This window comes from Pseudomaricurvus sp. ABR4_320 (assembly GCF_056159445.1).
On record NZ_JBSWVF010000013.1, the window covers coordinates 28,422 to 41,577 of the forward strand.

The window sequence follows — 13,156 nt, forward strand, 5'->3', positions numbered from 1 at the left end:
ACATGGATTATTTTCCCGTCGCCCTGCGTTTGCAGGGCAAACCCTGTCTGGTGGTTGGCGGTGGCAAGGTCGCTGAGCGCAAAGTATGCGACCTGCTGGCGTCATCCTGTCAATTGACGGTGTGGGCACCGCAACTGACCGATGACCTCTTGGAAAAGGCAAGGCGGGGTGACTTTCGGTACTTGAGTACAGAGTTCAGTCATGTCAGCCAGCTGGGCGGCTATTTTGTCGTTGTCGCCGCGACGGATAATTCTGAGCTAAACCACGCGATAGCCAAGGCGTGTGATGACCAGGGACAGTTTTGCAATAACGTCAGCGATGTTCGCTCGGGCAACACGTTGTTGCCTGCCCTGGTTCGTCGAGGCTCGTTGACGGTCGCGATTTCCTGTGACGGCAAATCACCAACCTTAACCCGAATGATAAAACATCAGCTCGAAGCGTTTTTACCGCAACGATATGGGGTACTTGCTGAGCTGATGGGGCAGTGGCGTAAAAAGGTTAAAGATGCACTGGCTGCAGCAGAGCAGCGCCGTTTCTGGAATCGCTTTTTGATGGATTCACAAGCCGCTGTCACTTTGGGGAACCTTGAGGCCGCCGAGAAACAAGTCGGTCGTCTGTTGGCGTCACCTGCGCCGATGACAGGCAGTGTCGCGCTGATAGGGGCCGGGCCGGGTGATCCGGAGTTGCTCACCTTAAAAGCCCTGCGGCTGATGCAAGTCGCCGATATTTGCTTGTACGATCGTCTGGTTTCCGATGAGATCATGGCGTTATTGCCGGATTCGTGTGAGCGGCGTTATGTCGGCAAACGCCAGGCGGATCACGCGGTTCCTCAGGACGAGCTGAATGTCTTGATGGCTGATCTGGCGGAGGCCGGCCACACGATCGTACGTTTAAAAGGCGGAGACCCATTTATATTTGGGCGTGGCGGCGAAGAGTTGGAAACGCTGGTGAGTCGTGGCATTGATTTTACTGTGGTGCCCGGTATCACGGCAGCATCCGGTTGTGCGAGCTATGCAGGTATTCCATTAACCCATAGAGATTACGCGCAATCGGTGCGCTTTATTACCGGGCATCTCAAGAATAATCAGGTAAATCTGCCCTGGCCTGAGTTGGCCAAATCAGATCAGACGCTGGTGTTCTACATGGGGCTCAGTGGTTTGGCGCAGATTTGCCGCGCTCTTATCGACAGCGGGCGTTCCCCATTAACGCCCGCGGCTATCGTAGAAAAAGGCACGACGCCGCAGCAAGCGATTTATCGGGGTACGCTTGAGTCCTTGCCCGACTTGGCAGTCAGTGCCGGTGCACGGGCACCAACACTGTTGATTATCGGCGAAGTGGTGCAATTGCAAGAGCGCCTTAACTGGTTTCGTCCCGTCACCCAATAATCCTATAAAGGTTTTGGCGTTGGCGCCGATAGCCTTTTTAGGTGGTGACAAAGATTATTGTGATGAAAATTCCCCCAAGGCCGGAGCCTGTGCTGCGCACGCAAAGTGTCAGACGTATATCCGGGGATAAAAGTGATACCGCAAAATCGCGCTTTGAGCAGGAAGTTACCGAGCGACGGGAGCGCCGTCAGGGGCGTTACGACCGACGTCAACGGCGCCAAAAGGTGTTGTTGGATCTTCGTTCTGGCCGTGACCGACGGCGCAATGGCCCCAATCCATCGATCGATATCGAAGTCTGATGCCACCGGGCTAAACGCCGGACCCTTGCAACACTCGATTCCATAAACCACACCCACCACAGAGCTGATGATCTCTGATAGAGTAGCGGCAATGATAATGGTTGCTGAGGGGTTCTTGTGTCCGAATTTGATTATGACCTGTTTGTGATTGGTGCCGGCTCTGGTGGTGTTCGAGCCAGCCGTATGGCCGCTCAATATGGCGCGAAGGTCGCCGTGGCCGAAGACACTTTTCTGGGTGGAACATGTGTCAACGTCGGGTGTGTGCCGAAAAAACTGTTCGTATATGGCTCGCATCTACCGGAAGATGTTGAAATGGCCGCAGGCTATGGCTGGACGGTTGACGGCGTCCGTTTTGATTGGCCGACATTAAGAGATAACAAAACCCGTGAGATTGAACGATTAAACGGCGTGTACAAAAACATTCTTGATAATGCCGGCGTTGAGTTGATTGAAGGGCGTGCGGTCATTGAAGGTCCTCATGGGGTTTCGGTCAATGGCAAGACCTATACCGCTGAACGAATTCTCATTGCGACGGGTGGAACCCCGGTACTGCCAAATATCCCTGGTAAAGAGCTGATGATCAGCTCCAATGAAGCCTTTTACCTCGATGAGTTCCCCAAGCGTGTGATGATACTGGGGGGCGGTTACATCGCGGTTGAGTTTGCCGGGATTTTCAATGGTCTGGGCGCCGACACAGAACTGGTCTATCGCGGTCCGCTATTTCTTCGGGGATTCGATACGGAGGTGAGGGAAGTCGTCGCCAAAGAAATCGCTCAGAAAGGGATCAAACTTAGCTTTGAGGTCAACATTGCCAGTGTCTGCAAGACCGAAAGTGGCGAATTGGAAGTGACCTTAACGGATGGCAGTACTCGCATCGTAGATTGTGTGATGGCGGCGACAGGACGTGCACCGCGGCTTGACGGTCTGGGGCTGGATTCTACCCAGGTTTCCTTGACGGAGAGAGGGACTGTCTCTGTGAATGACGACTATCAGACCACAGAGCCCAGCATCTATGCGATTGGCGATGTAATCGGAAGAATGGAGTTAACGCCGGTGGCCCTGGCTGAAGGCATGACTCTGGCGAAAAATCTTTATCAAGGTGCGGAGATCTCTCTCGATTACGACAATATTGCTACGGCGGTTTTCTGCCAGCCCAATATTGGAACCGTTGGTATCAGCGAAGATACCGCCGTGAAAAATGGCGGTAAATACCGCATTTACACCTCCAGTTTTCGGCATATGAAATTAACCTTGACCGATATACCCGAGCGTACCTTCATGAAATTGATCGTTGAAGATGAGAGTGATCGGGTCGTCGGCTGTCATATGGTTGGCGCGGATGCCGGTGAAATTATCCAGGGAATTGCAATTGCTATCAAAATGGGGGCAAAGAAAGCGGATTTCGACGCAACCATTGGCATTCATCCAACGGCGGCGGAAGAGTTTGTTACCATGCGTGAAGCGACTCGTACGATCGGAAGCTGAGTAGCGCAGTTAACATCGCCCGTACATGCTTCGAATTCGGTAGGGACGTGTGGTTATTTTGCCCTCACAGCACGTCTCTGGCCGGTCTATACTGAGAAGATTGTTGAGACATCGGTCTCCTAAGGATTATTGTAAAAATTCTTGTTGTTGAAAGCGATTGTTCTGGATCTGCACGCTCTGGTGAGGAGGCGCTATGTGGAAAGAAGTTTTCCTGTTTTACTGGATGCTTTATCAACAATACACTTGGCAGCCGACGTGGCTGGATTGCCGAAATCCCGAGCAGACACATTTTCATCGACGGCGTTTTACCCCTAAATACCGCCGTAAAAAGCGCATTGTGCGCAGCCTTTGGTACGGCCTAAGTGGTCTGATGCTGCTCTTTCCCTATCCTCCATTTGCCGTATTTGCTTCTCTGTTTGGTACCTTCCTGTCGTTTTGCATTCTTGACGAAACCCCTTAATTTCTAAGACCAGCGATCTTGCTAGTCTCTCCGCAAGCGGTCATTGACCGCGATGGGGTTGGGGTAGTTGAAAATAACGACATAACTGGAGACCAAAAAGGTAATGATCGCCGTCGCTTGAATCAAAACGGACACGGGTTCACTGATCAACTGGCTTTCAAAGGCAACAAAGGCGATCAATAGAGAAAATTCGCTTATCTGCCCCAGGCGAAAACCGATATCCCACGCCAAGCTGGACGTTTCACTGTGGTGCGCCAGAAGAAACCGAAAGGTAATGGGTTTAAGCAGTAGGATGATGGCCGCTAGCAGGAGACTGGCGAGCCATATATCTCCCAATAGTACGAGATTGAATTGAGCGCCGAGAGAAAAGAAAAAAAGGATTAGGAAAAAATCTCTGAGAGGCTTCAGGCTGATGGCAATGTATTGTGAAATCGGGCTGGTTGCTAAGGTGATACCGGCGATGAACGCGCCGGTTTCGCGTGATAAGCCGATGCTGTTGGCCAATTCTGCCAGTCCGAGACACCAGCCTATGGCAGCTAAAAAGATGTACTCGTGAAAGCGGTCGAATCGTTGAATGACGTTGAGCAGAATATATTTGACGAACAGAACCGCAAAAATGGTGAGCAATGGCAGAGCCAGAAACGCAAAGCCAAGCTTGGAAAAATGGATTTCGCCGAGGTCGCCGCTCAAGAGAACAATCAAGCAAAGTATCGCGAAGAAATCCTGCATCAGTAACAACCCCACCATGAGTTCGCCAGTGTGGCGATGATGCAAAACGGTCGTTGGGAGCAACTTGATGCCGATGATCGTGCTGGAAAACATCATCGCCATGCCAATGATAATGCTCTCCAGATGCGTAAAGCCGAAACTCTGGCCGACAATAAAGCCGCATAATGCAAAAATCAGCGAGCTGATAATACCGACACTGGTCGCTTGTTTCAGTACGTTTAGTAGAGACCTGGGTTGCATATCCAGACCGAGCAGAAATAATAAAAATATGATTCCTATGTGAGACATGTCGGTGACGAGTGAGACATCGGTCACCAAACCCCAGCCAAAGGGGCCCAGTATGGCGCCCAGCACGATGTAACCAACCAGCAGTGGCTGACGGGTATAGAGCGCTAGCGACGAGATGATGGCGGCGCCGGTAAAAATCAAAACAAACGACTGTATGAGGCTCTCGTGCATGGTGAACCTTCGAATAATTTGATGTCACGAGAGTAAAGGCAAATGGCCTTTTAGAAAACCGTCAGAGCAAAAATAGCGGATTTGAAGAGGGGGAAGCGGCAACAGCACGAAAGAGTGCCATTGCCAAATTGCCGAAAGTTACTTGGTGGCGCGACGACGAAACAGAGGTTGAGACTGGTCGTAGGCGGCTTGATAGGTTTCGGAGAAATCGTTGAGTGACGCCATTGTTGTCTCGAGATCGGTACCTTCCTCGAAACAAAAGCTGGTAAATCCACAGCGCTGCAAATAAAAAAGTTGGTCACGGATGATGTGGCCGCTGGCGCGCAGCTCACCTTCAAACCCGTATTGATCCCGGAGCAGTCGTGCGGTTGAAAATCCGCGGCCATCCATGAACGTTGGAAATTCAATACTGATCAAACCGAGTCCTTTGGCATCCTTGCCGAGGCTGTCAGCCAGCTCGTCGCTTTTCAACAGGATACCAAGAGTGGCTTTACGGCCTTCCAGAAGCTCTTTGTGGGACTGCCAACCCTGCAAGGTTACCAACTGCTGTGTTTCTGCCTGCGCCTTGGAGGGGATCTCATCGTCATTTAACAAGGTCCAGACGTCATCGACGATCTGCTTGTCTTTAATGATTTTTGGCATAGACCCGCTCCTTGAATGGTGCCATTCCAATGCGATCATAGGTGTCGATAAAGCGTTCTTCGTCGACTCGTTGTTCGAGATAGACATCGATCAACTTTTGCATCACCGATGGCATATCCGCAGCGATAAATGCCGGCCCAAGGACTTTGCCAAGATACGCTTTCGTGCCGGCGTTACCGCCCAGTTGCACTTGGTAAAATTCCTCGCCTTTTTTGTCGACGCCCAAAACGCCGATGTGGCCCACGTGATGGTGTCCACAGGCATTCATGCAGCCGGAGATATTCAAATCCAGGTTGCCGAGATCATAGAGATAATCCAGATCGTCGAAATGGCGCTGAATGGATTCGGCGATGGGAATCGACTTGGCATTTGCCAGAGAGCAAAAATCACCACCTGGACAGCAGATAATATCGTTCAGAGTGCCAATATTCGGAGTGGTGAATCCGTGATCGCTCGCTTTCTGCCAGAGTTCAAGCAACTGATCCTGGCGGACTTCAGCTAACACGACGTTTTGTTCGTGAGTGGTGCGGGCCTCACCGAAACTGTAGGCGTCGGCCAGATCGGCAATGGCTTCCAGTTGACTGTCGGTAAGATCTCCAGGGGCAATCCCTGTCGGCTTGAGTGACAAAGTTACCATGGCGTAACCTGCAACCTTGTGATCCCGAACATTATGGGTGAGCCAGCGACTGAATGCCGGGTTCTGTAAACGCTGATCGTCAAGCTGCGAAGCGATTTCAGTCGCGTTCAGTGTCTCGTAGGGAAGGGCAGGAAAGCACTGAGAAACGCGATCGATTTCCGCCTGTGTCAGCGTGATGGGCCCATCCTTGAGGCGCTCGAATTCCGCTTCAACTTTTTCACCGAAGGCATCAACGCCCATGGCTTTTACCAGAATTTTAATTCTGGCTTTGTATTTGTTGTCGCGACGACCCAGCTGGTTGTAAACACGAAGAATAGATTCCAGATAACTCAGTAGGTGAGCTTCGGGCAAAAATTCACGCACCACTTCGCCGATGGCTGGCGTCCGACCTAAGCCTCCGCCGCCCAAAACCGTAAACCCGGTTTCTCCCGCGTCATTGATGACGACCTGCAAGCCAATATCGTGAACCTGAACGGCGGCACGATCGTCTTTTGCACCGGTTACCGCAATTTTGAATTTACGGGGTAGGAAAGCAAACTCAGGGTGGAATGAGGACCACTGACGAATGATTTCGCAGTAAGGGCGCGGATCAATGACCTCGTCAGGGGTGGCGCCGGCAAATTGGTCAGTTGTCGTGTTGCGAATGCAGTTGCCGGACGACTGTGTCGCGTGCATTTCGACTTCTGCCAGCTCGGCAAGAATGTCGGGCACTTCTTCCAGTTGGGGCCAGTTAAATTGAATGTTTTGGCGCGTACTGACGTGGCAGTATCCCTTATCGTAGTGGCGAGCAATGTATGCAAGCTTCCGAAGTTGGGTGCTATTGAGCATGCCATAGGGGACATTGACTCGCAGCATGGGCGCCAGGCGCTGAATATAGAGACCATTTTGCAGGCGCAAAGGTAGGAATTCTTCTTCCTTCAGCTCGCCGGCCAGATAGCGTTCTGTCTGGCTGCGGTACTGGGCTATGCGGTCAGCAATGATGGTGTGATCGTAACGGTCGTAACGATACATCGATCAAGAAACCTAATTTTCACGGTTGATTGTTAGGAATACAGTAAATCGGCGTATTCCCTTGGAAAAAGCGCGAAGGATACACGAAAGTCGGATTCGCTGCGAGATTTGCATGGTGTGGTGAATGGTAACGGCCGTGTTACGTAAATTAGCGCAAGCCATTGGTGCAAAAGGGTTTTTGTGACAAAAATAGGGGGGCGGGGGAGAAAACGTTGATAGACAGAATTTTTATATGTATATATTTAAGACGCCCCGCGACATCACAATCTTCCACTCTGGAGAATAACCATAATGAATGAAGAGATTGAGATTCAAGAAACTGGCGACAGCATGGCTGATGCTGTCTCCGCCATTGTGCTAATCGGTGTTTTTGTAGCCACTTGCATCTTTTGGATCAGTGGTCAGTAGACAAACATTTGTTTGTTGCGCTACACCCCTATATGGGGAGTGCATATCCTCATATACTGTGGCTATAATCCTTCTTGGACCTGATTTGATGTCTTAATCGGTCGGGTTCATGCGCTTTTCTACCCGCTGATACAGGGAATGTGAAGCTATCTAGGTTTAGTAAGTTCACAGTTCTAAGCTGCATAAGCAGGTTTTTTTGCGCTTCAAAAAAGCTGGTCTGCTTGTTTCAAGCTTGGGGGTGAGCTGGCGTTTCTATCCACCTTCGATTGCACAGTAGGGATACTCTTGTCGTTTCACGTTCATAACAGCTACACCTATTGGATTTCGCGCCTCGCAAGTACGATGCAAGAAAAATTCAACAAGGACCTCGAAGCCTTAGATGTTACTTGGCCTCAATGGATGATCATTAATTTGCTCTCCAGGCATAAGGCGGAAACCCCTGCTGCACTGGCGGATTTGATTGGCATCAACCGTTCTGCGGTGAGCCGGTTACTGGATCGGTTGGAGAAAAAAGGTTTAATTGCACGAATTCATAACGACATCGATCGTCGATCCGTGAAAATTCGCATCACTGAGCCGGGCGCCATGATGGTTCGACATCTGGATGAAGCGGCTGAGCGTCATCAGGAAGAGTTTCTGGCGCAGCTGGAGCTATCGGAGCTTCATGAATTCAAAATCACCGCACAGAAACTGCTGCGAGCGGGTGGGGTGGAATCGAAGACCAGTTGGAAATACGAAAACAATTGAGTCTTCGAGATAGCCGGCATGGTGTCAGACAACTAAGCTGACACCAAAGGCGACTGCGGCGACGAATCCAATGGTGAACAGTATTCCGGCGACAATATATCGCCAGATATTTCCTTTGGTGAAATCTCGTTCCTGATTGCGGCGAGATTGAACGCCAAATGCTGCGGCTAGAGTACTGCCGATGATTGCGCCTACACCAGGCGCATGATTGTCATCTTTGCGAGGGTTTGAGTCGGGCTTGGGGCTGGTGTTAGACATGTCCGCCTCCTGTTAAGGTTATGACAGTATGCTAACACCTGTGCCGTCCTAATTTCGTCTCATTTCGCCTGTAGTCGATCAATAATCAAGATTCGGCTGTAGCCAGCGCTCTACCTCGGCGACGCTCACTTGCTTGCGCTCTGCGAGAGAAACCACTTGGTCCTTGCCAATCTTCCCGACGTTAAAGTAATGGGATTCCGGATGGGCATAATACCAGCCGGATACCGATGCGGCAGGGGTCATGGCGAAATGTTCAGTCAGCTCGACGCCGACTGACGCTTCGGCATTAAGCAGGCGAAACAATGCCGCTTTCTCTGTGTGATCCGGGCATGATGGGTAGCCAGGCGCCGGACGAATACCGGTGTATTCCTCACGGATCAGCGCGTCATTATCCAACTGTTCGTCAACGCTGTAGCCCCAAAATTGCGTTCTGACCAACCGATGCATGTGCTCTGCCAGAGCTTCTGCAAGGCGATCGGCAAGTGCTTTTACCATGATACTGTTGTAGTCGTCCCCGGCATCTTCGTACTGTTTGGCAAGAGCCTCAGCGCCGATGCCTGCCGTAACGACAAATCCACCGATATAGTCGGATACGGTATTTTCAGGGGCGATAAAGTCTGCCAAAGACTTTGTCGTTTCTGCCTGACCGTTCTTTAATGTTTGCTGCCGAATTTGATGCAATGTTTCTAACTGAGCAGAAGATTGGTTGCTGTCATACACCAGAATGTCATCATCGCGACTGGCCGCAGGCCAAAACCCAATCACCGCTTTAGCCCGCAATAGACGTTCATCGATGATTTTTGTCAGCATTTGTTGGGCGTCGTCAAATAGGGAGCGTGCCGCTGCGCCCACCGTCGCATCGTCAAAAATGCGCGGATATTTCCCAACCAGATCCCACGTAATAAAAAAGGGCGTCCAATCGATGGTTTCAACCAGAGCTCTTAAGTCGATATTGTCAAAGGTACGAGTGCCGAGAAAGGCGGGTTTCTGTGGTTGATAGGTTTCCCAATCGAGAGTTTGTCGTTGTTTCAAGGCTTGCTCATAGCTGAGTGCTTGACCTCGTGGCCGACGTCCTGCGGTACGCTCGCGCACTTGCGCATACTCGGTTTGTATGTCGAGCACGAATTTGTCTCGTTGATGCGGGGACAAAAGGGCGCTGGCGACACCGACGGCGCGTGAAGCGTCCGCTACGTAGGTGACCTGATTCAGGGAAAACTGCGGATCAATCTTCACAGCGGTATGGGCTTTCGAGGTGGTTGCACCGCCAATCAGCAGAGGCTTATTGATGCCCTGGCGCTGCATCTCTTTGGCGACGGTCACCATTTCATCCAGAGAGGGGGTGATCAATCCTGACAAGCCAATAATGTCACAGTCGTTATCAATGGCTGTCTGCAGAATTTTTTCACAGGGAACCATGACACCGAGGTCGATAACTTCGTAGTTATTGCATTGCAGTACGACACCCACAATATTTTTGCCGATGTCGTGAACATCGCCTTTTACCGTCGCCATGACAATGCGACCATTGGAACGGCTGCCTTCCTGTTTCTCAGCTTCGATATAGGGCTGCAAATAGGCGACGGCTTGTTTCATGACGCGAGCGGATTTCACCACTTGGGGCAAAAACATTTTGCCATCGCCGAACAGGTCGCCGACCACGTTCATGCCCGCCATTAATGGGCCTTCGATGACGTCTAAGGGGCGGGTGCTTTGCGCGCGTGCCGCCTCAGTGTCTTCTTCAATATAGTTGGATATGCCTTTCACCAACGCGTGCTCCAGTCGCTTGTTGACTGGCCAGCCGCGCCATTCCAGGGTTTCTTCAGCGACTTTGTTGCTGCCGTCACCCCGATATTTCTCGGCGATTGCCAGAAGGTTTTCCGTGCCTTCGGGCGTGCGGTTGAGAATCACATCTTCGACTCGGTCGCGCAGTTCAGCCGGAAGTTCATCGTAGACGGCCAGTTGTCCGGCGTTGACGATAGACATGGAGAGGCCGGCTTTAATGGCGTGATACAGGAAAACCGAATGGATGGCTTCACGGACGGGGTTATTGCCTCGAAAGGAAAAAGAAACGTTCGAGACGCCGCCTGAAATACCCGCGTGGGGCAGGTTTTCTTTGATCCATTGAGTGGCTTCAATAAAGTCTAACGCATAGCGATTGTGCTCTTCGATACCCGTTGCGACGGCAAAAATGTTGGGGTCAAAGATGATGTCTGAAGGATTAAACTGCAGTTTTTCAATCAGCAAATGATAGGAGCGGGAACAGATATCAATTTTGCGTTGGTAGGTGTCCGCCTGTCCGGTTTCGTCGAACGCCATAATGACTACGGCAGCACCGTACCATTGGCAGAGGCGCGCCTTTTCTAGGAATTCCTCTTCACCTTCTTTTAAGCTGATGGAGTTGACCACCGCTTTGCCCTGGATGCATTTTAAGCCGGCCTCGATCACATCCCACTTGGAGCTGTCGACCATAATTGGGACGCGGGCAATGTCAGGTTCACCGGCTACCAGATTGAGAAAATGAACGATGGCGGCCTCTGCATCGAGCATGCCTTCGTCCATATTGATGTCGATAATTTGTGCGCCGTTTTCGACTTGCTGTTGGGCAACTTCCAAGGCTGTCGAGTAGTCACCGTTCAATATCAGCTTTTTAAAACGGGCTGAACCCGTCACGTTGCAGCGCTCGCCAACGTTGACGAACAACGATTCAGCCGTGATATTGAGCGGCTCAAGCCCACTCAGGCGGCAGCTGGGCTCTAAGGTTGGTTGTTGTCTTGGAGGAATCTCAGCGACCGCGTCGGTGATAGCGCGAATGTGAGCGGGGCTGGTTCCGCAGCAGCCGCCGACGATGTTCAGGAAACCACTGGTGGCAAACTCTTTGACGATTGCGGCCATTTCTTCGGGGGATTGATCGTATTCCCCGAATTCGTTGGGCAATCCGGCGTTCGGATGGGCCGATACAGGACAGTCCGCGATGCGAGACAGTTCCTGAACGTAAGGGCGCAGTTCCTGGGCGCCGAGGGCACAATTAAGGCCAATAGCGATTGGGTTGGCGTGGGCGAGGGAGTTATAAAAGGCCTCAGTGGTTTGACCGGACAGCGTGCGACCCGAGGCATCGGTGATGGTGCCAGAAATCATCACGGGCCATTCCCGTTGCTGGCGCCGAAAATATTCTTTGGTCGCAAACACAGCCGCTTTGGCGTTGAGCGTGTCAAAAATCGTTTCTATCAGCAGGATATCCGCACCACCTTCGATCAACCCATCAATGGCTTCGAGGTAGTTTTCGACCAGTTCATCGAAAGTGACATTGCGAACACTGGGGTCGTTGACGTCAGGAGAGATCGAACACGTGCGACTGGTGGGGCCCAAAACGCCTGCGACAAAGCGCGGTTTGTCAGGATTGGCGCGAGTGACGTCATCGGCTTCCTGGCGCGCAAGTCGTGCGCTCTCACGGTTGATTTCATAGACCGCTGCCTCCATATCATAATCTGATTGGGAAATCCGCGTCGCGTTGAATGTATTGGTTTCCAGGATATCGGCACCCGCTTCGAGATACTGACGATGAATGGCGCGGATAACATCCGGCCGAGTCAGGCTCAAAAGATCGTTGTTTCCTGCCAAGTCTTTGTGGTGATCTGTAAATCGCTGACCTCGAAAGTCGCTTTCTTTCAGCTTAAATTGCTGAATCTGAGTGCCCATGGCGCCATCCAGCAGTAAAATGCGTTGCTGTAGTGCTTTTGCGAGAATGTCGTTGTTGGCTGCTGAAAAAGGCATGGCGGACCTGTTTGGTTATCGGCTGAAGCATCAATTGCGAGTGTTTGAGGATCTATATCAAAATATTTTGATATAGATGGCATTCTAGCAGACTCGTGGGCGCGTGCCCATCCTGCGTTGTTAGGATGGTTCTAGAGACCCTGATAAATATAGTATTTTTTAGGCGCAAGGTTTTCCGTAGAATGACCCTTCCAGAAGTGAGGCGAACTTATGCTTAATGTAACCATTACCGATTCTGCTCAGGATTACCTTGCTGGCCTGTTGTCCAAGCAGGAATGTGAAGGCATCGCCATTCGCATGTTTGTGGCCAATCCCGGAACTCCGCAAGCGGAAACCTGTATAGCCTATTGCCGCCCAGGCGAAGAGCAGGAAGACGATGTTGTTATGGAGCTGACGAAGTTTAAAGCCTATTTCGAAGGCCGCAGTATCCCGTTTCTTGACGACGCGAAAGTGGATTATTCGCCGGATCGTATGGGTGGCCAGCTCACCATACGAGCCCCTAATTCAAAAATGCCTCGGGTCTCGGACGACAGTCCCATTGAGGACAGGATCAATTACGTCCTCTATAACGAGGTCAATCCAGGGTTGGCTGCCCACGGCGGTAACGTTTCGCTGGTTAACGTCACCGAAGACAATTACGCGGTGTTGCAATTTGGGGGCGGTTGCCAGGGGTGCAGTGCGGTTGATTTGACGTTGAAAGAGGGGGTGGAAAAAACCCTGGTAGAGCGAATTCCAACGTTGGCGGGCGTGCGAGACCTGACCGATCATACAGATACCACCAACGCCTATTATTAATCTTTGATGGCCCGTTAATCTGAGCGAGCAGTGGGTCAACCGCGCTTTCGGCGAGGCTGACCGACTCACT

11 protein-coding genes are annotated in these 13,156 nt (G+C 51.4%); 6 read left to right on the forward strand and 5 right to left on the reverse strand.

The features are described 5' to 3' along the window. Positions 1-2: 2 nt before the first annotated feature. The 4 genes from cysG to ACXAFR_RS20775 all read left to right on the forward strand — a co-directional run bounded on the left by cysG (position 3) and on the right by ACXAFR_RS20775 (position 3,629). Positions 3-1,385: a siroheme synthase CysG gene (cysG, locus tag ACXAFR_RS20760; RefSeq protein ID WP_475180475.1), complete on the forward strand. Its 1,383-nt coding sequence runs from the start codon at positions 3-5 to the stop codon at positions 1,383-1,385. 62 nt (positions 1,386-1,447) lie between these two features. Further along, positions 1,448-1,684 (forward strand): hypothetical protein, encoded by a 237-nt coding sequence (locus tag ACXAFR_RS20765; RefSeq protein ID WP_475180477.1) that lies wholly within the window; start codon positions 1,448-1,450, stop codon positions 1,682-1,684. A 117-nt stretch (positions 1,685-1,801) separates the two neighbouring features. Further along, positions 1,802-3,169, forward strand: coding sequence for a glutathione-disulfide reductase (gene gorA / locus ACXAFR_RS20770; protein WP_475180479.1), 1,368 nt, complete (start codon positions 1,802-1,804; stop codon positions 3,167-3,169). A 193-nt stretch (positions 3,170-3,362) separates the two neighbouring features. Beyond that, positions 3,363-3,629: a hypothetical protein gene (locus tag ACXAFR_RS20775; protein ID WP_475180480.1), complete on the forward strand. Its 267-nt coding sequence runs from the start codon at positions 3,363-3,365 to the stop codon at positions 3,627-3,629. Between the two features lie 21 nt (positions 3,630-3,650). Here the strand turns inward: ACXAFR_RS20775 and ACXAFR_RS20780 are convergent, their stop codons facing one another. The 3 genes from ACXAFR_RS20780 to ACXAFR_RS20790 form a co-directional block, all read right to left on the reverse strand. Further along, positions 3,651-4,817, reverse strand: coding sequence for a cation:proton antiporter domain-containing protein (locus tag ACXAFR_RS20780; protein WP_475180483.1), 1,167 nt, complete (start codon positions 4,815-4,817; stop codon positions 3,651-3,653). Between the two features lie 138 nt (positions 4,818-4,955). After that, a complete protein-coding gene (locus ACXAFR_RS20785) occupies positions 4,956-5,459 on the reverse strand; it encodes a DUF934 domain-containing protein (RefSeq protein WP_475180486.1) in 504 nt (167 codons plus the stop codon). After that, positions 5,443-7,107 carry a nitrite/sulfite reductase gene (locus tag ACXAFR_RS20790; protein ID WP_475180489.1) on the reverse strand — a complete coding sequence of 555 codons (1,665 nt, stop codon included), beginning with the start codon at positions 7,105-7,107 and terminating at the stop codon, positions 5,443-5,445. Before ACXAFR_RS20790 ends, ACXAFR_RS20785 begins: the two co-directional genes overlap by 17 nt. 693 nt (positions 7,108-7,800) lie before the next feature. On the opposite strand from ACXAFR_RS20790, the gene ACXAFR_RS20795 reads away from it, so the two are divergent. Further along, positions 7,801-8,262, forward strand: a complete 462-nt coding sequence (locus tag ACXAFR_RS20795) for a MarR family winged helix-turn-helix transcriptional regulator (protein WP_475180490.1) — start codon at positions 7,801-7,803, stop codon at positions 8,260-8,262. Positions 8,263-8,286: 24 nt separating this feature from the next. Here the strand turns inward: ACXAFR_RS20795 and ACXAFR_RS20800 are convergent, their stop codons facing one another. Then, positions 8,287-8,520: a DUF2970 domain-containing protein gene (locus ACXAFR_RS20800; RefSeq protein ID WP_475180493.1), complete on the reverse strand. Its 234-nt coding sequence runs from the start codon at positions 8,518-8,520 to the stop codon at positions 8,287-8,289. 78 nt (positions 8,521-8,598) lie between these two features. Next, complete coding sequence (metH, locus tag ACXAFR_RS20805) at positions 8,599-12,291, reverse strand: methionine synthase (protein WP_475180497.1); 3,693 nt, start codon at positions 12,289-12,291, stop codon at positions 8,599-8,601. Positions 12,292-12,501: 210 nt separating this feature from the next. Between metH and nfuA the strand changes: the two genes are divergently transcribed. Next, a complete protein-coding gene (gene nfuA, locus ACXAFR_RS20810) occupies positions 12,502-13,086 on the forward strand; it encodes a Fe-S biogenesis protein NfuA (RefSeq protein ID WP_475180501.1) in 585 nt (194 codons plus the stop codon). Positions 13,087-13,156 lie beyond the last annotated feature (70 nt).

Bases quoted from the DNA above. Each gene is read 5' to 3' on its own strand.
- ACXAFR_RS20765 (WP_475180477.1), top strand. From the start codon at position 1,448: ATGAAAATTCCCCCAAGGCCGGAGCCTGTGCTGCGCACGCAAAGTGTC.
- ACXAFR_RS20800 (WP_475180493.1), bottom strand. From the start codon at position 8,520: ATGTCTAACACCAGCCCCAAGCCCGACTCAAACCCTCGCAAAGATGAC.
- ACXAFR_RS20785 (WP_475180486.1), bottom strand. From the start codon at position 5,459: ATGCCAAAAATCATTAAAGACAAGCAGATCGTCGATGACGTCTGGACC.
- nfuA (WP_475180501.1), top strand. From the start codon at position 12,502: ATGCTTAATGTAACCATTACCGATTCTGCTCAGGATTACCTTGCTGGC.
- cysG (WP_475180475.1), top strand. From the start codon at position 3: ATGGATTATTTTCCCGTCGCCCTGCGTTTGCAGGGCAAACCCTGTCTG.
- metH (WP_475180497.1), bottom strand. From the start codon at position 12,291: ATGCCTTTTTCAGCAGCCAACAACGACATTCTCGCAAAAGCACTACAG.
- ACXAFR_RS20780 (WP_475180483.1), bottom strand. From the start codon at position 4,817: ATGCACGAGAGCCTCATACAGTCGTTTGTTTTGATTTTTACCGGCGCC.
- ACXAFR_RS20775 (WP_475180480.1), top strand. From the start codon at position 3,363: ATGTGGAAAGAAGTTTTCCTGTTTTACTGGATGCTTTATCAACAATAC.
- ACXAFR_RS20790 (WP_475180489.1), bottom strand. From the start codon at position 7,107: ATGTATCGTTACGACCGTTACGATCACACCATCATTGCTGACCGCATA.